Genomic DNA, 26,973 nt, shown 5'->3' on the forward strand with positions numbered 1-26,973 from the left:
ATCGCCGGGGAACCCGTCACCGACGAGGAAAAGCGCGTACACCACCGCGGACGCGATCGCGGTGACCGCCACGACGCCCGCGAGAACCAGCCTCGGGTGCGAACCCTCCACCAACTCGGGCGAACCCTGCTTCATCCCCACGTCCAGAACCTTAGACCCGGGAAGCGAATTTGGTGCGCTTTTCCCGAAATCCCGCCCCGTCCACGCAGTTTCACACGAAGAATCGGTGCACCGCCCTCCAACGTTCCGCCGGGGCAGTGCGCCGCACCACCGGCGAGAGCCAGGCGCGCACTGCTCCGGGTCGGTCCCGGAAAGCGCTCGGGCGGGCCGCTCGAATCCGCGCTGCCGTTCATTCCGGATGTGCCGCGTGAGTTATCATAGATCCAGCACGATCACTGATCGCGACAATGGGAAAACAGGTCGGGAGCCGATTGATGACCAGCGAGCCGAAAGAGAATTTTGCACGCGGGGCACGACGAAATCCGCGGCTCGCCGAACGGGTTGCCGAACTGATCGAGAAGGACATCGTCGCGAGCGGCTGGCGCATCGGTTCGGTGCTGGGTTCCGAGGGGGAGCTCATCGAGCGGTACGGGGTGAGCAGGGCGGTGTTCCGGGAAGCCGTCCGGCTGGTGGAGCACCAGCAGTTGGCCACCATGCGCCGCGGTCCCAGCGGTGGGCTGGTCGTGACCGAGCCGGACCCCGGCGTCGTCCGCAACGCCGCACGAGTGCACCTCCGACGCGCGGCGGTGACCCGGCATCAATTGCTCGAGGCGCGGATGGCGCTCGAACTCGCGGGAATCGCCAGCGCCACCGAGAATTTGACCGAATCGGGAATCGAAAAGCTGAAAGAGGCGCTCGATCTCGAGCAGGAGCAGATCGATCGAGGTGTTACTCGAGGATATGCGCGCGATCTGCACCGGGTCATCGCGGAACTGGCCGGAAATCCCGCGATAGCATTGTTCGTGGAAGTGCTGGCACAACTGGACCAGGACATCGTCCAGCAGGAATGGGACGCTGCCGACGTCGACGACGAGGGGCATCTCGACGATGCCATCGCATCCCACGAAGCGCACGAGGCCATCGTCGCGGCCATCGTCGCCGGGGACGCGCCACTGGGCCAGCACCGGATGCGCCGCCACCTGCAAGCGATCGCCGCGTTGCTCCCGGACGAATCGTGACGCAGCCGGTCAGCGTCCCACCCATCTCGGTTCGCGCTTCTCGGCGAAGGCGGCCAGTCCCTCGCGCCGGTCTTCGGAGTCGAGCGCCCGGGCAGCGATCGGTTGCTGCGCCTCCCACGCCTCCTCCTCGGTCGCCCACGACGACGACCGAAAGATGATCTCCTTCGACGCCATCACCGCCGTGGGCCCGTTGGCCTGCAGGGATTCGGCGAGTTCCACCGCGGCGTCGAGGGAAGCTCCCGCGGGCACGACCCGGTTCACCACGCCCCAGCGGTGGAAGAACTCCGCGTCGCGGAAGGCACCGGTCAAGGCGAGCTCCACGGCCAGGTGGTAGGGCAACCGCTTCGGCAGCCGGAACAGTCCGCCGCCGGCCGCGACGCCGTTGTGGCGGACCTCGGGCAGCCCGAACCGGGCGTCGGCGGCCGCGACGATCAGGTCGCACGACAGGCACAGCTCGAACCCGCCGCCGACGGCGAACCCCTCCACGGCTGCGATCAGCGGCTTGCGCGGCGGCCGCCGGAAAACACCGAAGCCGCCCCGCCTCGGCGTGACCGCCTTCTCCCCTCTCGCCGCCGCTTTCAGGTCCGCCCCGGCGGAGAACGTCCCACCGGCGCCGGTGACGACGCCGGCGAACAGGTCGTCGTCATCATCGAGCAGGTCCATCGCCTGCTCGAGCTGCCCGGCGGTCGCCGCATCGACCGCATTTCGACATTCGGGGCGGTTGATCGTGACGATCAGGACGTGCTCACGCCTGTCGGTCAGGACCAGGTCCGCGGCGGAACTGCACGGCATGGTGGTGCCCTTCCCTCCTGCGCAGGACGGCGAACGTGGCTCAGCTGAGCCCGAATTCCTGCCGAGCGATGAGCCCGCGCATGACCTCCGAGGTGCCGCCGCCGATGGTTTCCAGGATCGACTGCCGCCACATGAACTCGGCGTCGGTCCCCTTGACGAACGCCTCGGACGAACCGAATTCCAGCCCGGCACGGGCGATGTCCTGCGCCAGCACCGTTCCCGCGAGCTTGTGGTAGGCGGCAGGCACCGCTGACGGCTCACCGCTGATCACCTCGCCGAGCAACGCCAGCGCCAGCGCCTCGACCTCGGCAACGCGCACAGCCAGCTCTTCGAGCCGATGCTGGACGACGGGATCGCCGAGGACACCGGCGGTTTCCAACCCGGCCACCACGTCGTGCAGGTCGCGTCGCAGCCGTTTCGGCGGGAACTGCACGTGGCGCTCCACCGCGAGCGCCGAGCTGACCACCTGCCAGCCCTCGTCCTCGTCGCCCACCCGGTTGGCCACCGGGACCCGCACGCCGTCGAACCGGACCTCGTTCAACCGCCCGCCGTCGAGCGTCGGAATCGGCGACACCGACACCCCGGGGCTGTCCAGCGGCACGATCAGCACGCTGAGCCCGCGCGATCTGCTGTCCTTGGGTCCCGTCCGGCACAGCAGCCAGATGTAGTCCGACCAGTGCGCGTTGGACGTCCAGCACTTCGCACCGTCGACCACGTACTCGGCTTCGCTCGAGCGGGAGGTGCCCCCGTCGTCGAGCCGCGCCCGGGTGCGCACCGCCGCCAGGTCCGAACCGGCATCCGGTTCGGAGTAGCCGAGGCAGAAGTTGATCCGGCCGCGTCGCAGCCCGGTCAGGAATCGGGCGCGCTGCTCGTCGGTTCCGTGCGACATCAGCGCCTTGGCGACCAGGCCCGGCCCCATCGGCGGCCGGGCGACCCGGGCGTAAGCCATCTCGTCCCACAAGATGAACTCGTACGCGGGTGAGCGGCCGGCCCCGCCGAACTCGACCGGCCAGGACAGCGAAAGCCAGCCCCGGTCGCCGAGCGCCCGGTAGACGCGCCGGACGCTGTCGGGTGTGTTCGCACCGCGGTGGAAGTACCCGCGCACGTCGTGGAATTCGTCCAGGAACTCGAGGACCTCGCCGCGGAAGGCCTCTTCCTCGGGGGTGAAGCCGAAATCCATCTCAGTCCTCCGCGCCGGTGGTCCACTTCGGTTCCCGGCCCTCGCTGAACGCGCGCGGCCCTTCCTTGGCGTCGGGGTGGGCCCAGTGCATGCGCAGCAACGCCCAGCCGTACTCGCACGCTTGGGCGTACCCCATCTCGAGCGAGCCCCAGATCGCCTGCTGCGACAGCGACACCGCGGCCGGCGAGTTCCGCACGATCGCACCGGCCATCTCCTCGGCCGCGTCCATCAGACCCTCCGTTGTGGACAGTTCGTCGACCAGGCCGAGCTGGTAGGCGCGCTCGGCGGGCATCCGGTAGCTCTTGCCCATCAACGTCATCCGCAGCGCGGACCCCAGCGGCAGCCGCTTCGCCAGTCCGATGTTCTCCATCGCACCGACCAGCCCGACGTTCACGTGGGTGTCCATGAAGGACGCGTGGTCCACGGCGAGCACGATGTCGGCGTCCACCACGAAGTGCAGCCCCGCACCGGCGACGAGGCCGTTGACCGCGCTGATCACCGGCTTCCACACCCGGTTCTGCTTCGGGGACCAGTGGACTTCGTCGGTCAGCGGCCCCGTGCCGGTGCTCATGCCGCCGCGGTCGGCGACCACGTTGACGTCCGCACCGGTGCAGAAGTGCCGGTCACCGGAGCCGGTGATGATCGCCGCGCGGATCCAGGGGTCGTCGCGCACCTCGCCCCAGATCTCCTTCATCCGCGGCATCATCGTCCCGGTCAGCGAGTTCCCCTTGTGCGGGCGGTTGAGCGTGATGCGGGCGACGTGGTCGCGCTTCTCGAAGATCACCTCGGGAGCCTGCTCGGACATCATCCCCGCCCTTTCCGGAAGTACCTCGCCAGCACCTGTCCACCCGATCCCTGCGGGTGGCCTGGCGCGTTTGCCAACTGCCTGATCCGATTGGCCACCTGACCGATCGGCCCTTCCTCGGAATACCCGATCGCACCGAAGGTCTGGTGCGCGACGAGCGCTGCCTCGACCGCGGCCCGGGAAGCGGACAGCCGCGCGGAGACCGCCAGCACGCCACCGTCCTGGTGCTCGTCGTCGATGGCCAGCGCGGCCATCGTGGTGAGCTTCTCGGCCGAGGTCAAGGCGACGCCGGCGGTCACGATCGGATGCGCGACCGCTTGGAAGGACCCGATCGGCCGGCCGAACTGGACGCGGGTCCTGGCGTGCTCGGCGGCGGCGTCGAGCAACCGTCGCCCCGCACCCCACAGGTAGGCGGCGAGGGCGATGTCCGCCAACGCCATTCCGGCGTTCACGCGTTCCAACGGCTGCACGCGTTCCAGGGCGACCCGACCCCACGGGTCCCCGCCCAGCACTTCGACCGGCTCGATCTCCCCGACCGGACGGGCCAGCCAGGCCTCTTCGCCGTCCGCTTCGACGAACACCTCCGCCAGCGGCGCCCAGGGCATCAGCGGCGGCTGGCCGAACGAGACCAGGCTGGTGCCGTTGCCGAGCTGTTCTGCCTGCTCAGCGGGCAGCGTGTGGGTGGCGAACACGGTCGCTGCAACGGGGCCGGGTGCCGCGGCTCGCCCGAGCTCTGCACCGACCGCAGCGATCTCGCCCGCTCCCCCGTCCTCGCCGGGCATCGCCAGCGACAGCACTCCCAGCTCGGCCAGCCCCTGCCAGAACGACCACGGGAAGGGTCCGGGCCCCCGGACTTCCTCGGTGCAGTGCGCGGCGCAATAGCTCCGGACCGACTCGGCCAGCGCTTGTTGTTCCGCGGTGCGGGTCAACGCGATGCTCATGACGCCTGCGCCCAGCGCTCCGCCACCACCGCACGACCGTGGGCGCGCCTGCCGCCGAGCTCAGCCCGCAGCGCTTGGAGCCGCAGCGTCCACAAGTGCAGGTCGTGTTCCGTCGTCAAGCCGACCGCTCCCATGATCTGGTGGGTCTCCCGCGTCAAACGGCTCAGCGTGGCCATCGTGTGCGCCGAGGCAACTGCGGCCGCCTCCGCCGGGGCACCCCGGAAAGCAGCCTCGTAAACCAGCCAGCGCGCACCCTCGACGAACACGCTCAGCTCCGCCAACCGGTGCTGCAGCGCCTGGAACGAACCGATCGACCGCCCGAACACCTTGCGATCCTTCGCGTAGGTGACCGCGATGTCGAGGGCCTGCCGCATCATCCCCACTGCTTCGGCCGAAACTCCTACGCGCCACCAGTTCACCGCGACCGCGGAAGTTCCGGAAGCGAGCTCGCGCCGCCGGGTCGGAGACACCCGTGCGAGCGGGTAACCGTAGGCGGAGGGCACCGGATCGGCGGCAGCGGGATCGAGCTCGGCGGCGACGCACCGGTCGCCGTCGACCAGCAGCATCAGCTCGGCCTCTCCTCCGTAGCGGATCGGGCTGGAATCGCCGGCCACCGCCATGGCGATGGGCCCCTCCGGCCGTTCGAGTCCGAGCGCGGGCAGCACCAGCAGGTGCGGTACCGGTGTGATGCCGCCGAGCTCGGCGGCGATCCGCTCGACCGCGAGCGCCGCGCCGAGCGGGCCGGCTTCCTCTGCTTCGAACAGGTCGAGGAACCCGGCCTGCCGCAGCTCGGATTCCAGGGCGTGGTCGTACTCGCCGGATGCGGCGAGCGCACGGCTGCGGGTCGTGCCTGCGTGCCTGCTCAACAGGGTGCCCAGCGAGTCGAGGAGTGCGCTCTGGGTCGACGACAGCTCGAAATCCATGGTCAGTCCTTCGGCAGGTTCAGGATGAGGCGGGTGATCAAGTTGAGCTGGACCTCGTAGCTGCCCGCGGCGATGCCCGCGCCGAGCGAGTTGCGGAACTGCGCGTCGCCCAAGGCCCCCTCCACCAGGGCTTCGCTGCCCATCACGTCCAGGGCGAGGTCACCGACGGCCCGTTCGGCCTGCACCATCGCCGCGCGGGCCTGGTACGCCAGCGGCGAGGGTTCCTTCGCCTTCGCCCGTTCGTCGATCACGCGGTAGACCAGGATCCTGGCCGCTTCGCACAGCGCTCGCGCTTGGCCGAACTGCTCCTGGACGCCCCCGTCCTCCAGGAGGCCCGCTGCCCGGCACCATTCGGCCAGCCGGTCGAGCACCAGCGCGGCGCGCGCGTACCGCGGTGCTCCGACGCGTTCGTAGGCCAGCGTCCGCCGGACGATCTCCCAGCCCTTGTTCTCCTCGCCGAGCAAGCACTCGGCTGGAATGCGGGCGTCGGTGAGGAAGAGTTCGTTAAACGAGTGCTCGCCGACGAGGCCGTCGATGCGCCGGACTTCGACCCCCGGTGTTTTCAGCGGCAGCAGGAAGACCGAGATGCCGTCGCGGCCGTCGGCGACCGAACCCGTTCGCGCCAGCAGGAAGCAGTAGTCCGCCTCGTTGGCGTAGGAGGTCCAGATCTTCTGCCCGTTCAGGACGAAGCCGTCCCCGTCCCGAACCGCCCGCGTCCGGAGTGCCGCCAGGTCGGTTCCGGCCTCCGGCTCGGAGAAGCCCTGGCACCAGAAGACCTCGCCGCGCGCGATCGGCGGGAGCAGCTCGCGCTTCTGCTCCTCCGTGCCGTACTTGATGATCGCCGGGCCGACCCAGTTGACGTTCATGTACTGCGGCCCGCGCGGTTCGCCGCGCTTCCACAGCTCCTCGCCGAGCACGAAGTGCTGCCACGCGCCTTGGCCGCCACCGCCGTACTCCTCGGGCCAGTGCGGCGTGAGCCATCCCCGGTCGGCCAGCGTGCGCACGAACGCCCGTGAGAAGTCGCTGTGGACCGCGCTGCCGAGCCCGGTCGATCGGTCCCAGCCGGCCAGCTCGCGGTCGAGGAAGTCCACCAGCTCGTGGCGGAAGCCCGCGTCGGCTCCGCTCCACGCGAATTCCATCAGCCCCTCCCGGACGTGCGGATGCTCGGCCAGTAGTCCACTCGGATCACCGCGGTAGCTCCCATCGACGAAGGCTTCCAATTCAGTGCACTTTATTCCTAACACACGCGAAGCGCCGTTGGCGATCCCGGACAGCGGGACCGCTCGAACAACACGCCTGGGCACCGGACTTCAACTCTTGAATCTGCCGGACTGCCAGCCCGCTACCACCTCCGGCGACTAGGCTGCAATTCGAGCAGATCCTTGTCGATCCATCTTAAAGAGGATACTCTTTTTGCGCCCATCAGTACTGCACCTCGCCCGTTCACCGCCCCACGGAGGTCCCGATGGTCGCGCAGGAACCACCCGCACCGGAGCCGTCGACACCCGACAGCTCCGCAGCGACCCGCACCACGTCGAGTTCCCGCCGCGACCGGTCCGCGCAGCTGCGCAAGGTGACCCTGTCCGGCCTGCTGGGCACGGTGATCGAGTACTACGACTTCCTGATCTACAGCTCGATGGCGGCCCTGGTCTTCGGGGAGCTGTTCTTCCCGTCCCTCGATGCGGCCACGTCCACGATCGCGGCGTTCGGCACCCTGGCGGCCGGTTATGTGGCCCGCCCGCTGGGCGGGCTGATCTTCGGGCACTTCGGCGATCGCCTCGGCCGCAAGTCGATGCTGATGATCACCATGCTGCTGATGGGCGGTGCCAGCTTCCTCATCGGCGTGCTGCCCACCTACGACTCGATCGGCATCGCAGCGCCGCTGGCACTGGTCGTTCTGCGCGTGGTGCAAGGACTTTCGGTCGGCGGCGAGTGGGGCGGCGCGGCGCTGATGGTCGTCGAGCACGCCGGCGCGCGCCGCCGAGGCATGTGGGCGGGGATCACGCAGCTCGGTTCACCGCTCGGCGCCTTCCTGTCCACCGTGGTGCTCGCGCTGATCACCCTGCTGCCGAAGAGCTCCCTGCTGTCCTGGGGATGGCGGCTGCCCTTCCTGCTCAGCGCCCTGCTGCTGCTGATCGGCCTGTACGTCCGGCTCCGGATCGTCGAGAGCCCCGTGTTCGAGGCGGCGGCCGCCAAGGCCGGCGCCCAGGAGCGCCGCAGGATCCCGGTGGTGCAGGTTCTGCGCCGTCCCCGCGCGCTCATCCTCGCCTGCGCGGCCGGGATCGGACCGTTCGCGCTCAGCGCGCTGATCAGCTCGCACATCCTCGCCTACGCCAAGGGGCTCGGTTTCGAGACGTCCGACATCGCACGGGCGTTGATGCTCGTGGCGGTCGTCGGCATCATCTGCATCCCGGTGTTCTCCGCCTGGACGGACCGGCTCGGCCGCCGCGCCGTCGGCCTCATCGGTGCCATCGGCGCGGTGCTGTTCGCATTCCCCTTGTACGCCTTGATAAACACCGGTTCCGTGCTGCTGATGACGGCTGGGATGATGTTCGCGCAGGTGTTGCAGAACCTGATGTACGCGCCGCTGGCGCCCATGCTCTCGGAGATGTTCGGCACCGGCGTCCGCTACACCGGCATCTCGCTGGGCTACCAGCTGGCCAGCCTGATCGGCGCCGGTTTCACACCGCTGATCGCCAGCAGCCTGGTCGCCCGCACCGGCGGCTCGAGCGTGCCGCTGAGCTCGATCGCGGCCGTGGCAGCGGGAATCACCATCGTCGCGATCTGGCGCATCTCCGAAACCCGCGGTCGCGACCTCGCCGAGGACGACCCCGTGGCACTGTCCACACCGGAGCCGACAGCGCCATGACGTGCCAAGCAGGCTCATTGCGCTCGGATCTCGGCCGGGAGGGGCTCATGCAGCTGACGATCGCCGAAGCCGCCGCAGCACTTCGGAGCGGCGAGACGACCTCCGTCGAGCTCGTCCGGTCGGCCTTCGCCGTCGCGGACGCGCACGACACCGAGCTCGGCGTCTACCTCTCCCGGTTCGACGACACCGCTCTGGCCGCCGCTGCACAAGCGGATGCCGAGCTGGCCAAGGGGCTGGATCGCGGGCCGCTGCACGGCATCCCCTTGGGGATCAAGGACTCCATCGCCACCGAAGAAGGCGAGACCACAGCGCAGAGCGTCGTCCTGGACAGGACCTGGGGAAGCACCGGAGATGCTCCGGTCGTAGCTCGATTGCGCGCGGCGGGAGCCGTGGTCACCGGCAAGACCGCGATGATGGAGTTCGCGATCGGCGCCCCGGACGCGGACCGGCCCTTCCCGATCACGCGCAACCCGTGGAACACCGCGCACTACAGCGGCGGTTCGAGCTCCGGGGCCGGATGCGGTGTCTCGACGGGCATGTTCCTCGGCGGCCTCGGCACGGACACCGCGGGCAGCATCCGCTTCCCGGCCGCCGCGTGCGGTGTGACCGGCCTCAAACCGACCTTCGGCCTGGTCCCGAAGTCCGGGTGCGTCCCGCTCGGCTACAGCTACGACCACATCGGCCCGCTGGCCCGGACAGCCCAGGACTGCGCGACGATCGTGAATGCGGTATCCGGCCACGACGCCGGCGACCCGACCTCGGTTGATTCCGCTCGCTTCACCGTGCCCGACTCGATCACCGGACTGCGCATCGGCGTGGATCCGCTGCTGGACGAATCCCCGCACGCGCACAGCGAATTGGGGTCGCTGTTCGAACTGGCGGTGCACGAGCTGCAGGCTGCCGGAGCATCCGTGGTGCCGGTCGAGCTCCCCTGCTACGCCGAGCTGAAATCGGTCACGAGGCTGGGCCTGGCGGCGGAAGCGTACGCCTACCACCGGAACGATCTGCAGGACCGGTGGTCCGACTACGGCGCGGGAACCCGGATGGCCGTGGTGAGGGGTGCGCTGATCTCGGCGGGCGACTTCGTGCAGCTGCAACGCGTCCGCCGCGTCGGTCAGCGCAAGCTCGCCGACCTGTTCGGCGACGTCGACCTGGTCGTGACGCCGACGATGACCGGCCCGGCCCCCGAACTCCGGTCGCTGCGAACCGACGGGATGGCGGACGCGGCGTTGACCGCTTGCTGGAACGCGGTGGGCAATCCGGCGATGTCGGTTCCGATGGGCTTCACCTCCGACGGTCTGCCGCTGGGGATGCACATCGCCGGCAAGCCGTTCGACGATGCCGCGGTGATCGCTGCCGGGCAGGCCTACCAGCGACGAACCGACTGGCACAGGCGCGTGCCGGAGTTGGTGCGCGACCACTTCACCGCGTGAGCATTGGAGAGCACGATGAGCGCAGACCCGACGGTCGTCGTCCCGGCGTTGCTCGCCGCAGCAGGCCTGTCCCCCTCACCGCAGGAGCAGGCGCAGATCATCGCCGAGTACCCGGGCCTGCAACGGGAGATCGCTGCACTCCACGCCGTGTCCGAGGCCCGGTACGAGCAGCCCGCCCTGGTATTCCAGAGCAGGCCCTGAACCCACGAGAGCGAGGGAGACGCAGTGGCCGAGGAACTCACGCTGCCGAACTGGCTGCGAACGATTGGCGACCAACCGCACGGGGCGCGCCGCCGGGCGCTCGTGGACGAGTGCGGTGAGCTGACGTTCGCCGAGCTGGTCGCCGCGATGGACGCGGTCGCGACCGGGCTCCGGAACGCCGGAGCCCGCCCCGGCGACCGGGTCGTCACGGCCATGCAGCCGTCGATCCCGCACACCATCGCGATACTCGGGGCGCTGGCGGGCGGGATGGTGGCCGCGCCGCTGAACATCCGGCTCACCGCACCGGAGGCGCGCACCTACCTCGCTGCGCTCGACCCCACCCTGGTGCTCGCCGACCAGACCTATGCACCGCTCGCGCGCGAGACGGGCTACCAGGTCGTCGAACTCCCCGCCGCGGACCGGGAACTTCCGGTGGCACAACGCCTGGAACCGCTGCACGCCCCCGCCGGAGATCGCTTCCGCCCGGCCGAGGACGACCTGGCCGTGATCTTCGCGACCGGCGGTACGACCGGAACCCCGAAGGGCGCGGTGCACACCCACCGCAGCCTGTGGCTGTGGCTGAACACGTGCGCGCACGGCAACCCCCGGACCCCCGCCGACGTCGAGCTGTTCTTCTCCCCGTTCTTCCACATCACGCTCGGCACGAACCTGCTCGCGCCGCTGATGGCCGGCGGCGAGGTGTGGATCCAGCGCCGGTTCGACGCCGCAGCAGCGCTGGCGGCCATCGACCGCGGCGCCAGCCGGCTCATGGGCGCACCGACCATGTTCGCCGCGCTGCGCGCCCGGCCCGAGTTCGCCAGCACCCGCCGCAGCAACGTCACCGCGATCCGCTTCGGCTCTGCCCCCTCCACCGACGACTTCGTGCAAGGCCTGCTGCGCGACTTCCCGAACGCCCGGATCCGGGCCGGGTTCGGGGCGACCGAGTTCGGCTCCGTCATGGGCTTCGACCACGAAGACCTCCTGGCAGGCCGGTTCAGCGGGGTGGGCAGGCCGCTGCCCGGTGCCACCGTGCGGATCCTCGGCGAGGACGGCCGCGAGGTGCCGACCGGTGCCGTCGGCGACCTGGTGGTCTCTTGCCCGTGGCAGACCCGCGGGTACTACGGACTCGCCGAGGACACGGCAGCGACCTTCCGACCGGACGAGGTGCACATCGGCGATCTCGCGTCCCGGACCGAGGACGGCTGGGTGTTCATCGCCGGGCGCCGGAAGGAGATGATCATCAGCGGTGGAGAGAACGTCTACCCGCGCGAGGTGGAGGAAGTGGTGCTCCGCCACCCGCACGTCGCCGACGCGATCGTGTACGGCATGCCCGACGAGCACTGGGGCGAGCGGGTCGAGGTGGGCGTGGTCGCCGCACCGGACGCTCGGATCGAGCTGGAAGAGCTGCGCGCCCACTGCCGGAGTGCGCTGGCCGGCTACAAGATCCCCAAGACGCTCCGCCTGCTCACCGCGATCCCGCTCACCCCGAACAACAAACCGGACCGCCGCCGGGTCCGAGCCGAGGCCCTCGCCGAGGACGCGTGATCGGCGGAGTCCGGCTGCGCTCGCCGATCAAGTAGCGGACGCGTGCGCATCGCGACCACCTTCGGGCCGCGATCGCGCCGCCTCCCGCAGCACCGCCTTGCGCACCTTCCCGGTCGAGGTCTTCGGCAGGGAGCCGAAGCGGACCTCGCGCGGCACCTTGAAATGCGCCAGCCGGGCCCGAAGCCACTCGACGAGCTCGGTCTCAGTCACGTCGTGCCCCTCGTGCGAACGGACGAAGGCGACCGGCACCTCGCCCCATTTCGCGTGGGGCCGGGCCACCACGGCCGCCTCGGCCACCGCGGCGTGCTCGAGCAGGACGTTCTCCACCTCGATCGAGGAGATGTTCTCGCCGCCGCTGATGATGACGTCCTTGAGCCGGTCGCGGATCTCGACGTACCCGTCGGCGTGGCGGACCGCGACGTCACCGGTGTGCAACCAGCCGCCGGTGAACGCCGCCGCCGTCGCGTCCGGATCGTCGAGGTAGTGCGACATCACGGTGTTCGACCGGATGACCAGCTCGCCGAGCGTGGTGCCGTCGGCGGGGACGTCGTCGAAGTCCGCGGTCACCACGCGCACCGACTCGACGTTCAGGGTGCGGACGCCCTGGCGCGCCATCGTCTTCGCCAGGCGGGGAAGCTCGTACTGGCGCCATTCGGGCCGCGGCACGCACATCATCGCCGGGCCGTAGGTCTCGGTCATCCCGTACAGGTGCACGATTTCGACGCCCATGCGTGACATCTCCGCGATCGCAGTCGGTGACGGGGCTGCGCCGCCGACCGCGTAGAGCACGCTCTGCGCGAATTCGGTTCCTCCGCGCGAACGGCTCTCCTCGCTCAGTGAGTCGAGCACGACCGGCGCGCCGCACAGGTGCGTGATCGCGTGGTCCCGGACGAGGTCGAGCACGCGCGGCGGGTCCACCTTGCGCAGCGCGACGTGCTGCCCGCCGACGGCGGTCACCGCCCAGGTGTAGCACCAGCCGTTGCAGTGGAACATCGGCAGCGTCCACAGGTAGCGCGAGTCGGCGTTCAGCCCGACGGACGCGACCTGTCCGAGCGCGTTCAGGTAGCCGCCGCGGTGCGTGTACACCACGCCTTTCGGCTTGCCCGTGGTACCCGAGGTGAAGTTGACCGCCAGCGGCTGGCGTTCGTCGCCGGGAAGCCGCAAGGGCATCGGTCGTGCGGTGTCCAGCCAGTCGGTGTAGCCGTCGGGGTCCGGCTCGTCGTCGGGACCGATCGCGACAACTGCGCGAAGGGTCGGCACCCGGGTCGCGATGTCGGCCACCTGACCGGTGAGCGAGTGGTCGACGATGAGCGCCTTGGCCCCGGCGAGGCGCAACACCAGTTCGTACTCCTGGGGCGACAGCCGCGTGTTCAGCGCCACCAGGGCGCAACCCGCGCCCGGAACACCGTAATGCGCTTCCAGCAGCGGAAGGTCGTTGGGCGCCAGGACCGCCACCCGGTCACCGGGCTCCAGCCCGAGTTCCGACAGGCGGCCGGCCAACCGCTGCGCCCGATCCAGCAGCCGCGACCACGACACCCGGTCCCCGCCGTCGGTGATCACCCCGATGTCATCACCGCTGATGTCCGCCGTGCGGTGCAAGAAGCTCAGCGGGCTGAGCGGCACGTCGTTGGCAACATCGTTCAACGCCATCGTCGTCGTTCCTCCCGCACTGCAGTCGTGATCAACCGGGATCGGCGAGCAGCTCACCGGCGTTGGGCCAGTGCGAGCGGAGTCGTGTTGCCCGCGGTGGCACCTTCGGAGAACTGGGGCGTCACCGCGAAGACGAACTCGTGCACGCCGTCCTCGGCGAGATCGTCGAGGACGTAGGACTCCCCGATCCGGATGCCGTGCCGCATCATCAGTTCCTGGTGGACCGGGAAGATCGCGCCGTCCTCGTTCACCGGACTGCCGAGCACTTCGAGCGCCCAGGTGTCGCTGCCGATGATCGCCGGGCGGAACTGGGACAGCCACCGGGCTTCCCGCACGTAGATCCCCGGCATGCCGTGCGGCGCCTGCCAGCGCGCGACGTCGCCCGGGTCGCGGCGGACGAGCAGTTGGTGCCACCCGGTGCGCAGCAGGACCGCATCACCGGGCTCGATCGCCTTGATGCGGCCGAAGTCCATCGCTTCGACCAGGTCCGCCACGGTGATCCGGTAGTTCTCCCGCAACAGCGGCTCGCCGTTCGACGCCGGCTCGGCGAGATCCCCCACCTGGCCCTTGGCCAGCTTCACCCCGAGCACGTCCAGCAGCACTCCCCTGGTCACCACCGGACCCACGTTCTCGCTGCCCAGCTTGGCCGTCCCGTGGCCGCGAGCGACGTCAGGCCCCCGAAGCCCGTTGTAGAAGAAGTCGCCCGACCCGATGTGGTTGAGGTTGTCGAGCTGCGACCCGATCTGGAACGTCGTCGACAGCGGCTCCGAGTGGTTCGGGAACACCTCCCCGGCGAAGCGCTCCTCGTGGTAGCTCAACTTGTTGGTCCCGAGCGGATCGGTGGTGAACAGCACGCCGCCTTCGTCCTGGAAGCCCTGGGGCGGCTGGTAGCCGCTGACGGTCAGCCGCTGCTCGTAGCTGCGGCGGATGCCCGATCCAGCCGCCGGAAAACCGTTGTACATCAACTCGCCGAGGTTGTAGGTCCGCACCGCACTGGAACGGACCAGACCCAGTGCTGCCGCAGTCTTCTCCGGCGTCACCTCGTTGAGCGCGCCCCGCTGGTCGTCCGCGCCGTAGCGGCTCGGTGCCCAGTCGGCCAGGTTCGCCGGATCCGAGTAGTCGAACAGCGCGTCGTCGAAACGATCGCCCGGCTTCCCGGGACCGGCCGGCGCGGGAGCCCCAGCCGCACTCGCCGTGGGAACCCCGGCCACGGCGCTGGCTCCGAGCACTCCTGCAGCACCGGCGATCCGCAGAGCAGCACGGCGACTGGTCCGGCGTCCGGCGAGGTACTGGCGCATCAGATCTGGATTCATCCAACAACCCTTTCGGCGCTTTCGTGCAGTGGGGATGAGCGGCCGTCAGACCACGGCGATGGGCCGCAGCGGCGACCCGGTGCCGCCGCGAATGGTCAACGGCAATCCGATGAACAGGAACTCCGCGACTCCGTCCGCGGCCAGCTCCTCGCAGTCGACCCATTCCATGATGTGCACCCCGTGCTGCTGCAGCAGCAGCAGGTGCACGGGCAGCGGATTTCCCTCCACTTCGGACGGTCGAACCTCGAACGACATCGTGTCCGCACCGACGTAGCGCACACCGTGCGAGAGGAGCCATCGCGCACCGTCCAACGCGACGCCGCTGCCTCCGCTGTTCTCGGTGATCTTCGCGATGTCCGGCCAGAACTTCATCTGCCCGGTGCGCACCAGCACGATGTCGGAGGCCGCGATGGTGATGCCCGCGGCTTCCGCCGCACGCCGGAGGTGTTCCTCGCCGATGGCGAAATGCGGCGGGAGCACCTCCAGGCCCAGTGCGCCCGGCACGTCCAGCAGCACCCCGCGGCCGATGATGGGAGCGAGTTCCGACGCATCGCCGCGGGTGGCACCGTAGTTGCCCAGTTCGGCGGTGGACGATGCGGAGCCGTGCCACTCGTCCTCGCTGCCGCACGTGACGTGGCAGAGCGCGTCGATGTGCGTCCCGGTGTGCAGGCTGCCCGAGACGAGCTCGGAGACGTACCCGAATCCCACGTCGTTCGAGGCATCTTCGGAGAACGGGAAGCGGCGCTCGACCCGTTGCCCCTGCGGCGAGTTGTAGGTGACGACCTCGAAACGCGGGTAGCCGTCGAACGTGGGCATGTGCCGCCACCAGCCCGAGGACAGGTCGTAGACGGTCCCGTTGGTGGGCACGCCGAGGCTGCGCACCAGATCGGCGTCGTCAGCGGGCAGGGGTTTCGCGGAACTCATGGGCGAACGTCCTTGTCGGAGGGGAAGCGGGGAGGTCAGGTCGTGACCGACAGACCGGCGTCCACGGTGACGACCGTGCCGGTGATGGCCGAGGCCGACGGGGACAGCAGGAACAGCACAGGCGCGGCGACCTCCTCGGGGCGCACCGGCGCACCGCGCGGGATCCGGGCCACCACGCGCCGCCCTGCCTCCGACGGGAGGAACTCCTTCATCCGCGGGGTGTCCACCAGGCCAGGCGCGATCGCGTTGGCCCTCACCCCGAACGGTGCGGCGGCCGCCAGGTGCCGGGTGTACCCGATGACCCCGGCCTTCGCCGCCGAGTACCAGCTCACTTCGCCGCCGATCGCGGTGCCGGCGATCGAGGCCACGTTCACCACCGCCGCGGCCTGCTCCTGCACCCGGTCGAGCCAGGAATTCGTGACCAGGTCGACGATTCCGAGCACGCCGACGATCCCATCGGCGAACGGCTGCGGCACCCCGCTGGGCGGGCCGGCGTTGTTGACCAGCAGCCCCGGCGTCCGCCACGCCAGCACGCGGTCCAGCGCCGCCGCGACCGACGGCGGGTCGGACGCGTCCGCCTCGACCGGCAGCGCCGCTCCTCCCCGCTCCGCGATCTCCGCGGCCAGGCCGGTCACCGCACGACCGTCGACGTCCCACGCGGCGACTGCGACCCCGAGTTCGGCCGCACCCAGCGCGACGGCCCTACCGATGCCACTGCCCGCCCCGGTCACCACGACGCAGCTGCCAGCGGCGAACCCCATGTCGCTCAACATGGAGATCAGTATACTCTTTAGGCCTCTTCAATCCAGGGTTTCACACAAAGAGCAGTTCAGATTCCCAATCCTGGCTTCTTTCGTCTCCAGGAAAAGCTAAAGAGTATTCTTTTTGTCTTGACGGGTCAGCAGGTCGAGGGCGTTGAGGAGCCGGGCAAAGGCCGGCGCGAGCGGGTCGATCAGCTCGTAGTGCCCGGTGGCGGGCAGCTCGTCGAGGCTCGCGGCGGGGTGCGCTCGCAGGTAGGACCTGCTCGTGTCGAGCGGTACCTCGTGGTCGTCAGCACCGTGGACGAGGATGACCGGGGTGGCGGGGCTGGACCCCCGAACCGGATCGAGGTCACGGCGGGTGTTCGCAGCGGCGCCTAGGAATGCGGTGACCGCTCCGCGCCCCAAGTCGGCCTGCTCGGCGAGGGCGAGGTCGGCGACCGGGGCCAGTGCGACGGTCCCGAGCAGACCTTCGGGCGGGCACGTCGCCGCGGCCCAGAGCACGAGGTGACCGCCAGCGGAATGTCCAACTAGGACAGTTCCGGCGGAACCGGCCTGCCCGGGCAGGACTTCGACGGCCCGGCGCACGTCGCCGGTGGTGACGTCGGGATGTCCGGGCACGCGGCGGTACTCCAGCGATGCCACGGGCCATCCGGCGTCCCGCAGGGCCGCGGCCATCGGCCGGGTGTGCGCCCGGTCGTAGGCCGGGCGCCAGAAACCGCCGTGCACGAGCAGCACCAGCGGCCTGCCGGACTGCGCTGCGGGCAGCCACACGTCGGCCAGGTGCTCCGGGGCCGGGCCGTAGGCGACGGTCCGGTCGGGCTCCGGGGCCGGCCGGACGAGCACGTCGGGTTCGGTCATCGCCTCACCGGCCCTCGGCGGCGATCCGGCGCATCGCGTCCATCGCCTGCCAGGTCTCGGCGAAGGAGGTGGTCAGCGGCGAGAGCCCGATGCGGATCCCGTCCGGCGGCCGGAAGTCGATGATCACGCCGTCGTCGATGAGCCTGCGGGAGAGCTCCTCCCCATCCGCGCGCGCCACGGTGACGTGCCCGCCGCGGAGCTCGGCGTCGCGCGGCGAGGCGACCCGCATTCCCAACGGCACCAGCCACTCGTCGGCCAGCTCGATCACCATCTCCCCCAGCTCGACCGCCTTGGCCCGGATCCGGTCGATGCCGGCTTCCGCGACGAGCGCCACGCCCTCGTCGACGCCCACCATGCCGGTGATCGGCGGCGTCCCGGACAAGGCCCTGCGGACGCCGGCCGCGGGCTGGTAGCCGTGCTCCATCGCGAACGGCAGATCGCTGCCCATCCAGCCCCAGATCGGCTGCCGGAACGCTTCCTGGTGCTCGGCGCGGACGTAGACGAACGCCGGTGCTCCAGGGCCCGCGTTGAGGAACTTGTAGGTGCAGCCGACCGCGAAGTCCACGCCGAGCGCGTCCAGCTCGACGGGAACCGAGCCGACGCTGTGGCACAGGTCCCACACCACGAGCGCGCCGCACGAGTGGCCGAGCTCGGTGATCGCCGCCATGTCGGCGATGAAGGCCGACCGGTAGGCCACGTGCGACAGGACGACGACCGCGGTCCGCTCCGACAGCACCGCGGCGAGCTCCTCGGCGGTGACGCCGCCCTCCGGGTCGCTGTCGATCCACCGGACCGCCAGCCCCAGCTCGTCGGCGACGCCCTGCACCACGTAGTTGTCGGTCGGGAAGTTGTGCCGGTCGGTCACGATCTCAGTGCGTCCCGGGCGCAGCGCGACGGCCGCGCGCAGCACCTTGTAGAGGCACACGCTGGTGGAGTCGGCGACCACGACCTGGCCGGGCGCAGCACCCAGCGCAGCCGCACCGAGCCGATCCCCCACCTGCACCGGCAATTCCATCCACCCTTCCGACCACGAGCGGATCAGCCCGGTGCCCCACTCACCGCGCACCAGCGAATCCAGCCTCGCCAAGGTGGCTTTCGGCGGTCGGCCGAGGGAATTGCCGTCGAGGTAGGCGACGATCCCTTCGTCGTCGGGCGCGACGAACCGGTCGCGGAAGCCGGACAGCGGGTCCTCGGCGTCGAACCGGCGGGCGTCCTCGAGGGTGGGGGTCATCGGTGCGGGGTCCTCTCTGCTTCGGTGGGGTGCGGGCGCGGGTCAACCGATCTCGGTGCGCACCGCCATGAGCTCCGGGAAGAACGTCAGGTCCAGCGCGGCTTTCAGGAACGGCACACCGCTGGACCCGCCGGTGCCGGTTTTGAACCCGATGATCCTGCTGACCGTCTTGAGGTGGCGGAACCGCCACAGCTGGAAGCTCTCCTCGACGTCCACGAGCTCCTCGCAGGTCTCGTAGGCCTCCCAGTGCTGGTCGGCGTTCTCGTAGATCGCCTTGAGCACCGGCACCAGCGCGCTCTGGAACTCGTGCGGTGCACTGACGTCCCTTCCTAACAGCTCCGCCGGAACCGGGTGCCCGGCCCTGGCCAGGAACCGCAGGAACTCGTCGTAGAGGCTGGGCGCCCGCAGAGCGTCCTCGAGCTCGGCCCGCGCCGCCGGGTCGTGGGCGAAGACGTCGATCATCTCGGCGTTCTTGTTCCCCAGCAGGAACTCCACGGTCCGGTACTGCGCCGACTGGAACCCCGACGAACGGCCGAGCGCACCGCGGAACTCGGCGTACTCGCTCGGCGTCAGGGTTTCGAGCACCGCCCACTGCTCGAACAGCTGGCGCTGGATGTGCTTGACGCGGGCCAACGACTTCAGCGCCGGGCGCAGCTGGTCGTCGGCGATGCGGGCCATCGCCCGGCGCAGCTCGTGGATCACGAGCTTGAACCACAGCTCCGAGGTCTGGTGCTGGATGATGAACAGCAGCTCGTCGTGGTGCGGCGGCTCGCTCAGCGGCTGCTGCGCATCCAGCAGCCGGTCCAGCTGCAGATATCCGCCGTAGGTGGTCTCCGCGCGCAGATCCCGGTGCACGCCTTGCTCGATGTTGCGCAGGTTCTGGGTCATGGGGTTCACCTCGTGGGTCGTGCGGTTCGGCCGGGGTTCCGGGTCTCGGGCATCCGGATCAGCTGGTCAGGCCGCGGTGCGGGCGAGCCGGCGGACGGCCAGTTCCGCGAGCAGTGCGGCACCGTCGGAGAGGCAGCCGTCGTCGAAGACCGCGTACGGCGAGTGGTTCTCCGGTGCTTTCGCCGGGTCGACCCCGGTCGGGCACGCGCCGAGCATCAGGAAAGCGCCCGGGATCTGCTCGAGGACGCGGGAGAAGTCCTCGCCGGCGGTCAACGGGTGCTCCAAGGCGTGGAAGCGGTTGGTGCCGTGCAGATCGCCGACGACTTCTGCGGCGAAGTCGGCCTCCGCGTCGTCGTTGACCGTGGCCGCGACGTACTCGATGACCTCCGGATCCGCCTCCACGCCGTGCGCGAGGGCCGTCGACAAGCACACCTGGCGGAAGCGGTCGCGCAGCGCGTCGCGTGCTTCCGGGGAGAAGTAGCGCAGGGAGCCCTCGATCACGGCCTGCTCGGGGATGATGTTCCCGGCGGTACCGGAGTGGATCGCGCCGATGGTCAGCACCGCCGGGTCGAACGGGTCGACGGCATCGGCGACCAGCGCTTGCAATCCGCCCACCATCGCGCAAGCGGCGGGGATCGGATTGCGCGCCAGGTGGGGAGCGGACCCGTGGCCGCCCTTGCCGCGCACGCCGACCTTCAGCACGTCACCGCCGGCGAGCATCGGCCCGCGCCTGCTGGCGAACACCCCGTTGGGCAGCCGCGAGGACAGCACGTGGAGCGCGTACGCCGCGACCGGGCGCTGACCGGCGGCTTCGAGAACGCCCTCGTCGATCATCTTCCCCGCGCCGTCGCAGCCCTCCTCCCCCGGCTGGAACATGAAGATGACGTCGCCGGCCAGCTCCTCCCGACGCGACGAGAGCAGGTGGGCAGCACCTACCAGCATCGCGGTGTGCAGGTCGTGGCCGCAGGAGTGCATGGCGCCGTCGATGCGGGAGGCGTGGGCCGAGCCGGTGCGTTCGGTCATCGGCAGCGCGTCCATGTCCCCGCGCAGCAGCACCGGCGGGCCGGGGCGACCGCCGCGGAGCACGGCGGTGACCGAGCTGAGCCGCTCGCCCGAGGTGATCTCCAGCGGCAGCCCGGCCAGCGCGTCGAGGACCCTGCGCTGGGTGCGCGGCAGCTGGAGCCCCACCTCGGGCTCGGCGTGCAGCGCGCGCCGCAGTTCGAGGAGGTCTACCTGCAGCGACTCCGCTGCCGAAGAAGTGCTCGTGCTCATTTCCCCGCAACCTTCATGATCATCGAGTTCCGGCTGCCTGCGTCCGCGTCCGACCGCGCGCGGTTTGATCTCGCCCGGCGATGTGCCAGGCTGCCGCTAGGCACCGGCTCATCGATCGAAATCGAAGGATTCTTTCGTCATGGTCGTCAACGCGCAGGAATCCACCGTTCTGAGCGAGTTCGACATGGCCCTGATCAACTGCCTCCAGGTCGATCCGCGGGCCACCTGGCGCCGGGTCGGCGATGCCCTCGGCATGGACCCGGTGACCGCGGCCAGGCGCTGGCAGCGGCTCAGCGATTCCGGCGCGGCATGGGTGACCGGTCGCCCGACGGGGCACCAGTCACCGGAGGCGTGCCTGGCGGTGGTGGAGGTCAACTGCGCCACGGCGAGGACGAGCGAGACCGCGCAGCTGCTCGCGCGCTGGCCGCACGTGCTCAGCATCGAGCACACCAGCGGCGACCACGACCTCCAGATCCTGGTGGCGGTGGCCGACCTGGCCTCGCTGTCCCGGTTCCTGCTCGACGAGCTCGGCGCCGTCCCCGGCATCCGGTCCACGCGGACGCACGTGGTGACCAAGGCCCACACCCAAGGCGATCAGTGGCAGTTGAAGATGCTGGACGCCACCCAGATCGCACGGCTGACCGCCGAGAACCGCCCCCAGCCGGCCCGCACCACGCGGCGCCCGCTGGACTCCGCCGACCGGAACCTCATCCTCTGCCTGGGCGAGAACGGCCGGATGTCGCTGGCCGACCTCGGCCGCCGAACGGGCCTGAGCCTGACGACGGTGCGCCGGCGGCTGGACGACCTGATCGCACGCGAGATCGTGACGCTGCGCTGCGACGCGTCGCAATCGTTGTCCGGGTGGCCGATCGCGCTGTGGCTCTGGTGCCGCATCGACCCCGACGACACCGAGACGACGACGTCGCTGGTGCGCGGGATGTCGGGCCTGCGGGTGTGCATGAGCACCTCCGGTGGCGACGCCAACCTCCTGCTGGGAATCGCGGCCCGCTCGATGCACGAGGCACCCTCCGTGGACTCCCGGCTGGCCGGTGTGGCCCCCAGGCTGCGGGTGCTGAACCAGGTGATGGTGCTCCGGTTCATCAAGCGGATGGGCCGCATCCTCGACCCGGCCGGGCGAAGCGCCCACATCGTCCCGATGGACATCTGGTCGGACCCGATCCGGGCCTGATCAGGCGGATTGCAGCTGCCGCACGAGCAAGGCGGCGAGACTTCGTGCCGGCGAGCGATCCACCGGGGCGTGCCCGAGGAGCAACCGGTACCAGAGAACTCCGAACGCCTGGTCCACGGCGAGATCGAGCTCAGCGGCGGGCACCCAAGGTGCCAGGACCGCGCTCAGCTCCTCCCGGCGACCGGCGGTGAACTCGCGCAGCAGTTCCGCAGCGTGCTCGTCGCACAGCGCCTCGGCCATTGACAACCTCGGAAGGGGATGCCGTGTCGGAACGGAAACGCCGCCTCGTGAACGTCCTCCACCGGCACCTGGCGAACCCGGTGATGCGACGGGTCGTCGGGCGGATGCCGGGCCAGGCGCTGCTGGAGACGACCGGCCGGAAGTCCGGGCTCGCGCGCACCACCCCGATCGGCGGCGCGCTGACCGGTGACACGTTCTGGCTGGTGTCCGACCACGGCAAGTCGTCGAACTACGTGCGCAACATCGAGGCCGACCCGAGGGTTCGCCTGCAGCACAACGGAATCTGGCGGAGCGGCACCGCCGTGCTGCTCCCCGAGGACGACGCCCGCCGACGCCTGCGCGAGCTGCCGCGGCTCAACAGCACGATGGTCCGGCTCCTCGGCACGAACCTGATGACAGTGCGGATCGACCTGGATCCGCCGCCTTAGAAACCGCCCTCCGGCCCGCTGCCGACCTGGGGGCGGCAGCGGGCCGGAGGGCTCAGCTCACCAGGGCCAGTTGGTCGGCGACGATCACGCCGTCGTGCAGGACGGTGCGGTCGGTGCCGCGGTCCATCACGGCGCTGGTCGGCGTCTCGCCGTCGACCAGCAGCAGGTCGGCGCGGTCGCCGACGGCGAGACCGGGCCGGTCGGCGATCCCGGCGAGCCGGGGGACGTCGTGGCTCATGATCGAGGCCCCGCCCATCGTCGCGACCGCGAGCGACATCTCGATCAGGTCATCGCGGCGGAAGTTGTTGGTGAAGGCCAGCTGCCAGGTGCGGTCGAGCATGTCGCAGTTGCCGTAGGGGCTCCAGTAATCGCGCTGGCCGTCCTCGCCCAGCCCCACCCGGACGCCCGCCTCCGTCAGCGCCTCCAAGGACAGCGGGTTCCGGCCCGCCGGTGCCACGGTGGCCATCGCGATGTCCAGCTCGGCGAAGTCGTCGATGATGCGCCGGCTCACCGACTCCGACACCGAGCCCAGCTCGTAGGCGTGGGACATGGTGACCTTGCCCTGCATGCCCAGCGCCCGGGTGCGTTCGAGGATGAGATCGGTGGAGAACACCCCGAGGTGCCCCGGCTCGTGGAGGTGGATGTCCACCTCCACCTGGTACTTCTCGGCCAGCCCGAACACGACGTCCAGGTGCCCCTTCGGGTCCCGGTCCACGGTGCAGGGGTCGATGCCGCCGATCACCTCGGCTCCGGCCTTCAGCGAGGCCTCCAGGTAGTCGGCGGTGCCCTCCTCGCGGAGGATGCCGGCCTGCGCGAACGCCATGATCTGGACCTCGGCCTGAGCTGCGAACTTCTCCTTCGCGGCCACCACGGCGTCGAGCTTCTCCAGCTTGCAGTCCACGTCCACCTGGGCGTACGACCGCACCCGCGTGGTGCCGCGGGCGATCATCCGCTCCAGCGTGCCGGCCACCCGCTCCGGCAGCGGAACCTCCGCGTCGCGCCAGTTCCGCCGGTCGTTGAGCATCATCGTCCACACCCCGGGGCCGCCGGTGTGCGGCCGGAACGGGAGGCCGATCCGGGTCGAATCCAGGTGCACGTGCACATCGCTGAACGACGGCAGCAGCAGCCGACCGCGGCCCTCGACCACCTCGCCGTCCGGCTGCGCGGCCGGGTCGTGCGGGCGGATCCCCGCAATGCGATCGCCGTCCAGCTCGACATCGCTGCGCTCGCCACCCCACGGGCGGACGTCGCGGATCAACACGGTCGTCACCTTTCTGTTGCGCTACAAGGATGTTCGGCAGGAACGGTCCACCCTGGCACGGCTGCCTCGGTGTGGTGGCAGGCGATGTCGCCGCTCGGCGCGCTGTCGGTGCACGACCGCTGGCGCTGCTGGTCGAGCAACGGGTACACCGGGCACCGGGACTGGAACACGCAGCCGCGCGGCGGGTCGGCCGGGCTGGGCAGGTCGCCGGACAGCCGGATCCGCCCGCTCCGGTCCGCCGCCGGGTCCGGCTGCGGGACGGCGGACAGCAGCGCCCGGGTGTAGGGGTGCTTCGGATCGCCGAAAACGCTTGCGCTGTCGCCGTGTTCCATGATCTTCCCCAGGTACATCACCGCGACGCGGTCGGCGAAGTGCTTGACCACCGACAGGTCGTGCGCGATGAACAGGTACGCCACCCCGGTGTCCCGCTGGATGTCCTCCAGCAGGTTGATCACCTGCGCCTGCACCGAGACGTCCAGCGCGGACACCGGTTCGTCGCAGATGATCAGCTGCGGGTCCAGGGCGAGCGCCCGGGCGATGCCCACCCGCTGCTTCTGACCGCCCGAGAACTCGTGCGGGAAGCGGTTGTAGTGGTCGGGGCGCAGCCCCACCCGGTCCATCAGGTCCCGCACCTTGGCCTTGACGCCGCCGGGCGGCGTGATCCGCTGGGCCAGCAGCGGTGCCGCGATCGCGCTGCCCACGGACTGCCGCGGGTTGAGCGACGAGGACGGGTTCTGGAACACCATCTGCACCCGGCGCCGGTACTCCTGCAGGTCCGACCGGCGGAGCTCGGCGATCTCCCGGCCGTCGAGCCGGATGCTGCCGGAGGTGGCGGTCAGCAACCGCATGAGCAGTCGGCCGGTGGTCGACTTGCCGCACCCGGACTCCCCCACCAGCCCGAGGGTTTGCCCGGCGTCGATCGAGAAGCTGACCCCGTCGACGGCCTTGATCGCACCACCGGTGGCGGAGAAGACGCCGGAGCGGATCGGGAAGTGCTTGGTCAGGTCGGTGACCTGCAGCAGCGGCGTCATCGGACCACCTCTCCGGCCGGGGGCAGCGTCTCCAGGTGGCACCGCGACGGGTGCTCGTCGGGGCCGACCAGCGTCGGCGGGCGGGTGCCGCAGGCGTTGTCCGGCACCCGGTGCGCCTCCGGGCAGCGGTCGGCGAACAGGCATCCGCCGGGCAGCGCCAGCAGCGACGGCGGGACGCCCGGAATCGGTTCGAGCCGTTCGGACTCCCCCACCAACGTCGGCATCGAAGCCAGCAGTCCCCGGGTGTAGGGGTGGCGCGGGGAGCTGAACAGCTCGGCGACGGTGGCCTGCTCGACGTGCACCCCGCCGTACATCACCACGACCTGGTGGCAGACCTCGGCGACCACGCCGAGGTCGTGGGTCACCATGATCACCGAGGTCGCCGTTTCGGCCTGCAACTCGTTGAGCAGGTCGAGGATCTGGGCCTGCACTGTGACGTCCAGCGCGGTGGTGGGCTCGTCGGCGATCAGCAGCTCGGGCTCGCAGACCAGCGCCATGGCGATCATCGCGCGCTGCCGCATGCCGCCGGAGAACTCGTGCGGGTAGGCCGCGTACCGGCGCCGCGGATCGGGGATCCCGACCCGGCCGAGCATGTCGACCGCGATCGCCGCCGCGGCCTTCTTGGACACCGCGTTGTGCACCCGGTAGGCCTCGGCGATCTGCACCCCGACCGGGTAGAACGGGTGCATCGCCGACAGCGGGTCCTGGAAGATCATCGCGATCTTCTTGCCCCGGTAGGCGCGCATCTGGGCCTCGGTGAGCGCGTTGAGGTCCTGCCCGTCCAACAAGATCTGACCGGTGACGCTGGCCGAGGTGTCCTTGAGCAGCCCCATCAGCGCCTGGGTCGTGACGGTCTTGCCGGAACCGGATTCGCCGACGATGCCGACGGTTTCCCCGCGCGCCAGGGTCAGGTCCATCCCGTTGACCGCGTGCACCACGCCGTCGTCGGTCGGGAAGCTGACCCGCAGGTCGCGGATGGCCAGCACGGGCGCTGCTTCGGGCGTGGTCATCAGGCGACCCTCACTCGCGGGTCGATCACCGCGTAGGCGACGTCGACCAGGACGTTGGCGACGATGATGAAGAACGCGGCCATCATGGTGATGGCCATGGTGACGGGCAGGTCACCGGACTGCGCGGCGTGCACCGCGGTGAACCCGATGCCCGGCACCGAGAAGATCTGCTCGGTGAGCACGGCACCGCCCAGCAGGACGCCGATGTCCATCCCGAGCATGGTGACCACCGGCGTGATCCCGGCCCGCACGCCGTGCTTGAACACGACGCGCCGCCGGGTCATGCCCTTCGAGCGGGCGGTGCGCATGAAGTCCTCGCCGAAGGTCTCCAGCATGTTGCTGCGGGTGATCCGGATGTACTGCGCGCTGAACAGCACCGCCAGCGCCACCCACGGCAGCAGGTAGTTCAGGAACCAGCCGCCGGGACCCGCGGCGCCGAACGGCGAGACGATCTCGTTGGTGGTGAACGGCAGCAGCTCCAGCGTGCTGACGAACACCAGGAGCAGCAGCAGACCGGTCACCGGAATGGGCAGGGACACCCCGACCGAGGCGGCGCCGACGATCAACTTGTCGGTGAGCCGGCCCTTGCGCAGCGCCGCCAGCAGGCCCAACCCGACGCCGGCGATGGTCCACAGCACGATCGCGCCGCTGGCCACCGACACCGTGTACGGCAGGGCTCGCCCGATGATCGTGGTGACGTCCTCGTTGGTCTGGAACGACTTCCCGAGGCACGGCCAGGAGCACAGGGTCTCGGTGCCCGGTGCTCCGACCGCGCGGTCGCCCAGCAGCCCGGACATGTAGGCGAAGTACTGGCTGAAGAACGGTTTGTCCATCCCGAGCGCGACGCGGGCCTCGGCGATGCGCTCGGGAGTGCACTCCTGCCCGCACGCCGCCGCGGCCGGGTCCGCCGGTCCGAGCTGGAACAAGCTGAACGTCACGAAGCTGATGACGAGCAGCAGCGCGATCATCGCGACGAACCGCCGCAGCACGAACCTGGTCATGGGCGCGACCTGCCAGTTCGGGATGGACTCACCGCTCTACCTCCCTCGT

At 70.1% G+C, this 26,973-nt stretch carries 25 protein-coding genes and 1 pseudogene; 7 read left to right on the top strand and 19 right to left on the bottom strand.

What is annotated here, in order from left to right; genetic code table 11:
- The first annotated feature begins 434 nt into the window (after positions 1-434).
- Complete coding sequence (locus ABTZ89_RS06690) at positions 435-1,178, top strand: FadR/GntR family transcriptional regulator (protein WP_270946565.1); 744 nt, start codon at positions 435-437, stop codon at positions 1,176-1,178.
- Positions 1,179-1,187: 9 nt separating this feature from the next.
- Here ABTZ89_RS06690 and ABTZ89_RS06695 read toward each other — a convergent pair whose 3' ends face one another.
- Genes ABTZ89_RS06695 through ABTZ89_RS06720 form a run of 6 tightly spaced genes read right to left on the bottom strand, consistent with a single transcriptional unit; the run spans position 1,188 to position 6,958 of the window.
- On the bottom strand, positions 1,188-1,970 hold the full coding sequence (locus ABTZ89_RS06695; protein ID WP_270946566.1) for a crotonase/enoyl-CoA hydratase family protein: 783 nt from the start codon (positions 1,968-1,970) through the stop codon (positions 1,188-1,190).
- Between the two features lie 40 nt (positions 1,971-2,010).
- Complete coding sequence (locus ABTZ89_RS06700) at positions 2,011-3,150, bottom strand: acyl-CoA dehydrogenase family protein (RefSeq protein WP_351041040.1); 1,140 nt, start codon at positions 3,148-3,150, stop codon at positions 2,011-2,013.
- Between the two features lies 1 nt (position 3,151).
- Complete coding sequence (locus ABTZ89_RS06705; RefSeq protein ID WP_351041042.1) at positions 3,152-3,958, bottom strand: enoyl-CoA hydratase/isomerase family protein; 807 nt, start codon at positions 3,956-3,958, stop codon at positions 3,152-3,154.
- Positions 3,955-4,896 (bottom strand): acyl-CoA dehydrogenase family protein, encoded by a 942-nt coding sequence (locus tag ABTZ89_RS06710; protein WP_351041045.1) that lies wholly within the window; start codon positions 4,894-4,896, stop codon positions 3,955-3,957. Before ABTZ89_RS06710 ends, ABTZ89_RS06705 begins: the two co-directional genes overlap by 4 nt.
- Positions 4,893-5,819 carry an acyl-CoA dehydrogenase family protein gene (locus ABTZ89_RS06715; RefSeq protein ID WP_351041048.1) on the bottom strand — a complete coding sequence of 309 codons (927 nt, stop codon included), beginning with the start codon at positions 5,817-5,819 and terminating at the stop codon, positions 4,893-4,895. Before ABTZ89_RS06715 ends, ABTZ89_RS06710 begins: the two co-directional genes overlap by 4 nt.
- A 2-nt stretch (positions 5,820-5,821) precedes the next feature.
- The gene (locus tag ABTZ89_RS06720; RefSeq protein WP_351041051.1) at positions 5,822-6,958 is read right to left on the bottom strand and encodes an acyl-CoA dehydrogenase family protein; all 1,137 of its coding nucleotides are present in this window, start codon (positions 6,956-6,958) and stop codon (positions 5,822-5,824) included.
- 326 nt (positions 6,959-7,284) lie between these two features.
- Here ABTZ89_RS06720 and ABTZ89_RS06725 point away from each other — a divergent pair, with 326 nt between their 5' ends.
- The 4 genes from ABTZ89_RS06725 to ABTZ89_RS06740 are packed head-to-tail and all read left to right on the top strand — an operon-like array spanning position 7,285 to position 11,867.
- Positions 7,285-8,688: an MFS transporter gene (locus ABTZ89_RS06725; RefSeq protein WP_351041054.1), complete on the top strand. Its 1,404-nt coding sequence runs from the start codon at positions 7,285-7,287 to the stop codon at positions 8,686-8,688.
- A 47-nt stretch (positions 8,689-8,735) separates the two neighbouring features.
- Positions 8,736-10,121 carry an amidase gene (locus ABTZ89_RS06730; protein ID WP_351041057.1) on the top strand — a complete coding sequence of 462 codons (1,386 nt, stop codon included), beginning with the start codon at positions 8,736-8,738 and terminating at the stop codon, positions 10,119-10,121.
- 15 nt (positions 10,122-10,136) lie between these two features.
- Entirely contained in the window at positions 10,137-10,322 is a 186-nt protein-coding gene (locus ABTZ89_RS06735; RefSeq protein WP_270946573.1) for a hypothetical protein, read from the top strand.
- 24 nt (positions 10,323-10,346) lie between these two features.
- Positions 10,347-11,867, top strand: coding sequence for a class I adenylate-forming enzyme family protein (locus ABTZ89_RS06740; RefSeq protein ID WP_351041062.1), 1,521 nt, complete (start codon positions 10,347-10,349; stop codon positions 11,865-11,867).
- Positions 11,868-11,894: 27 nt separating this feature from the next.
- On the opposite strand, the gene ABTZ89_RS06745 is transcribed toward ABTZ89_RS06740, so the two are convergent.
- The 8 genes from ABTZ89_RS06745 to ABTZ89_RS06780 all read right to left on the bottom strand — a co-directional run bounded on the left by ABTZ89_RS06745 (position 11,895) and on the right by ABTZ89_RS06780 (position 20,764).
- Positions 11,895-13,517 (bottom strand): AMP-binding protein, encoded by a 1,623-nt coding sequence (locus ABTZ89_RS06745; RefSeq protein ID WP_351041065.1) that lies wholly within the window; start codon positions 13,515-13,517, stop codon positions 11,895-11,897.
- Positions 13,518-13,570: 53 nt separating this feature from the next.
- Positions 13,571-14,830, bottom strand: coding sequence for a cyclase family protein (locus ABTZ89_RS06750; RefSeq protein WP_351041068.1), 1,260 nt, complete (start codon positions 14,828-14,830; stop codon positions 13,571-13,573).
- 45 nt (positions 14,831-14,875) lie between these two features.
- On the bottom strand, positions 14,876-15,754 hold the full coding sequence (locus ABTZ89_RS06755; RefSeq protein ID WP_351041071.1) for a cyclase family protein: 879 nt from the start codon (positions 15,752-15,754) through the stop codon (positions 14,876-14,878).
- 35 nt (positions 15,755-15,789) lie between these two features.
- The gene (locus tag ABTZ89_RS06760; RefSeq protein ID WP_351041074.1) at positions 15,790-16,527 is read right to left on the bottom strand and encodes an SDR family NAD(P)-dependent oxidoreductase; all 738 of its coding nucleotides are present in this window, start codon (positions 16,525-16,527) and stop codon (positions 15,790-15,792) included.
- 96 nt (positions 16,528-16,623) lie between these two features.
- A complete protein-coding gene (locus ABTZ89_RS06765) occupies positions 16,624-17,373 on the bottom strand; it encodes an alpha/beta hydrolase (RefSeq protein WP_351041078.1) in 750 nt (249 codons plus the stop codon).
- A gap of 4 nt (positions 17,374-17,377) precedes the next feature.
- Positions 17,378-18,604, bottom strand: a complete 1,227-nt coding sequence (kynU, locus tag ABTZ89_RS06770; RefSeq protein ID WP_351041081.1) for a kynureninase — start codon at positions 18,602-18,604, stop codon at positions 17,378-17,380.
- A gap of 42 nt (positions 18,605-18,646) precedes the next feature.
- A complete protein-coding gene (locus ABTZ89_RS06775; protein ID WP_351041084.1) occupies positions 18,647-19,492 on the bottom strand; it encodes a tryptophan 2,3-dioxygenase in 846 nt (281 codons plus the stop codon).
- A gap of 66 nt (positions 19,493-19,558) precedes the next feature.
- Entirely contained in the window at positions 19,559-20,764 is a 1,206-nt protein-coding gene (locus tag ABTZ89_RS06780; protein WP_351041086.1) for a M20 metallopeptidase family protein, read from the bottom strand.
- Between the two features lie 139 nt (positions 20,765-20,903).
- On the opposite strand from ABTZ89_RS06780, the gene ABTZ89_RS06785 reads away from it, so the two are divergent.
- Complete coding sequence (locus tag ABTZ89_RS06785; protein WP_351041089.1) at positions 20,904-21,953, top strand: Lrp/AsnC family transcriptional regulator; 1,050 nt, start codon at positions 20,904-20,906, stop codon at positions 21,951-21,953.
- Here ABTZ89_RS06785 and ABTZ89_RS06790 read toward each other — a convergent pair.
- Positions 21,954-22,202: pseudogene (locus ABTZ89_RS06790) on the bottom strand (TetR/AcrR family transcriptional regulator C-terminal ligand-binding domain-containing protein); the annotation flags it as partial.
- A gap of 14 nt (positions 22,203-22,216) precedes the next feature.
- On the opposite strand from ABTZ89_RS06790, the gene ABTZ89_RS06795 reads away from it, so the two are divergent.
- Positions 22,217-22,621, top strand: a complete 405-nt coding sequence (locus ABTZ89_RS06795) for a nitroreductase/quinone reductase family protein (RefSeq protein ID WP_270946585.1) — start codon at positions 22,217-22,219, stop codon at positions 22,619-22,621.
- 52 nt (positions 22,622-22,673) lie between these two features.
- Here the strand turns inward: ABTZ89_RS06795 and ABTZ89_RS06800 are convergent, their stop codons facing one another.
- From ABTZ89_RS06800 to ABTZ89_RS06815, 4 genes are read right to left on the bottom strand one after another with little or no spacing between them, the layout of a single operon-like run.
- Positions 22,674-23,882 (bottom strand): amidohydrolase family protein, encoded by a 1,209-nt coding sequence (locus tag ABTZ89_RS06800; RefSeq protein WP_270946586.1) that lies wholly within the window; start codon positions 23,880-23,882, stop codon positions 22,674-22,676.
- Between the two features lie 5 nt (positions 23,883-23,887).
- A complete protein-coding gene (locus ABTZ89_RS06805) occupies positions 23,888-24,913 on the bottom strand; it encodes an ABC transporter ATP-binding protein (protein ID WP_351041097.1) in 1,026 nt (341 codons plus the stop codon).
- Positions 24,910-25,923 carry an ABC transporter ATP-binding protein gene (locus tag ABTZ89_RS06810; protein WP_351041100.1) on the bottom strand — a complete coding sequence of 338 codons (1,014 nt, stop codon included), beginning with the start codon at positions 25,921-25,923 and terminating at the stop codon, positions 24,910-24,912. The genes ABTZ89_RS06805 and ABTZ89_RS06810 overlap by 4 nt, the downstream gene beginning before the upstream one ends.
- Entirely contained in the window at positions 25,923-26,924 is a 1,002-nt protein-coding gene (locus ABTZ89_RS06815) for an ABC transporter permease (protein ID WP_270946589.1), read from the bottom strand. The genes ABTZ89_RS06810 and ABTZ89_RS06815 overlap by 1 nt, the downstream gene beginning before the upstream one ends.
- Positions 26,925-26,973: the final 49 nt, after the last annotated feature.

This window comes from Saccharopolyspora sp. NPDC002686, from assembly GCF_040295745.1.
Taxonomy (GTDB): Bacteria; Actinomycetota; Actinomycetes; order Mycobacteriales; family Pseudonocardiaceae; genus Saccharopolyspora; species Saccharopolyspora oryzae.

Coding starts and splice junctions, on each gene's coding strand:
- ABTZ89_RS06690 (WP_270946565.1), top strand. CDS start 435: ATGACCAGCGAGCCGAAAGAGAATTTTGCACGCGGGGCACGACGAAAT.
- ABTZ89_RS06695 (WP_270946566.1), bottom strand. CDS start 1,970: ATGCCGTGCAGTTCCGCCGCGGACCTGGTCCTGACCGACAGGCGTGAG.
- ABTZ89_RS06700 (WP_351041040.1), bottom strand. CDS start 3,150: ATGGATTTCGGCTTCACCCCCGAGGAAGAGGCCTTCCGCGGCGAGGTC.
- ABTZ89_RS06705 (WP_351041042.1), bottom strand. CDS start 3,958: ATGATGTCCGAGCAGGCTCCCGAGGTGATCTTCGAGAAGCGCGACCAC.
- ABTZ89_RS06710 (WP_351041045.1), bottom strand. CDS start 4,896: ATGAGCATCGCGTTGACCCGCACCGCGGAACAACAAGCGCTGGCCGAG.
- ABTZ89_RS06715 (WP_351041048.1), bottom strand. CDS start 5,819: ATGGATTTCGAGCTGTCGTCGACCCAGAGCGCACTCCTCGACTCGCTG.
- ABTZ89_RS06720 (WP_351041051.1), bottom strand. CDS start 6,958: ATGGAATTCGCGTGGAGCGGAGCCGACGCGGGCTTCCGCCACGAGCTG.
- ABTZ89_RS06725 (WP_351041054.1), top strand. CDS start 7,285: ATGGTCGCGCAGGAACCACCCGCACCGGAGCCGTCGACACCCGACAGC.
- ABTZ89_RS06730 (WP_351041057.1), top strand. CDS start 8,736: ATGCAGCTGACGATCGCCGAAGCCGCCGCAGCACTTCGGAGCGGCGAG.
- ABTZ89_RS06735 (WP_270946573.1), top strand. CDS start 10,137: ATGAGCGCAGACCCGACGGTCGTCGTCCCGGCGTTGCTCGCCGCAGCA.
- ABTZ89_RS06745 (WP_351041065.1), bottom strand. CDS start 13,517: ATGGCGTTGAACGATGTTGCCAACGACGTGCCGCTCAGCCCGCTGAGC.
- ABTZ89_RS06750 (WP_351041068.1), bottom strand. CDS start 14,830: ATGAATCCAGATCTGATGCGCCAGTACCTCGCCGGACGCCGGACCAGT.
- ABTZ89_RS06755 (WP_351041071.1), bottom strand. CDS start 15,754: ATGAGTTCCGCGAAACCCCTGCCCGCTGACGACGCCGATCTGGTGCGC.
- ABTZ89_RS06760 (WP_351041074.1), bottom strand. CDS start 16,527: ATGTTGAGCGACATGGGGTTCGCCGCTGGCAGCTGCGTCGTGGTGACC.
- ABTZ89_RS06765 (WP_351041078.1), bottom strand. CDS start 17,373: ATGACCGAACCCGACGTGCTCGTCCGGCCGGCCCCGGAGCCCGACCGG.
- kynU (WP_351041081.1), bottom strand. CDS start 18,604: ATGACCCCCACCCTCGAGGACGCCCGCCGGTTCGACGCCGAGGACCCG.
- ABTZ89_RS06775 (WP_351041084.1), bottom strand. CDS start 19,492: ATGACCCAGAACCTGCGCAACATCGAGCAAGGCGTGCACCGGGATCTG.
- ABTZ89_RS06780 (WP_351041086.1), bottom strand. CDS start 20,764: ATGAGCACGAGCACTTCTTCGGCAGCGGAGTCGCTGCAGGTAGACCTC.
- ABTZ89_RS06785 (WP_351041089.1), top strand. CDS start 20,904: ATGGTCGTCAACGCGCAGGAATCCACCGTTCTGAGCGAGTTCGACATG.
- ABTZ89_RS06805 (WP_351041097.1), bottom strand. CDS start 24,913: ATGACGCCGCTGCTGCAGGTCACCGACCTGACCAAGCACTTCCCGATC.
- ABTZ89_RS06810 (WP_351041100.1), bottom strand. CDS start 25,923: ATGACCACGCCCGAAGCAGCGCCCGTGCTGGCCATCCGCGACCTGCGG.
- ABTZ89_RS06815 (WP_270946589.1), bottom strand. CDS start 26,924: ATGACCAGGTTCGTGCTGCGGCGGTTCGTCGCGATGATCGCGCTGCTG.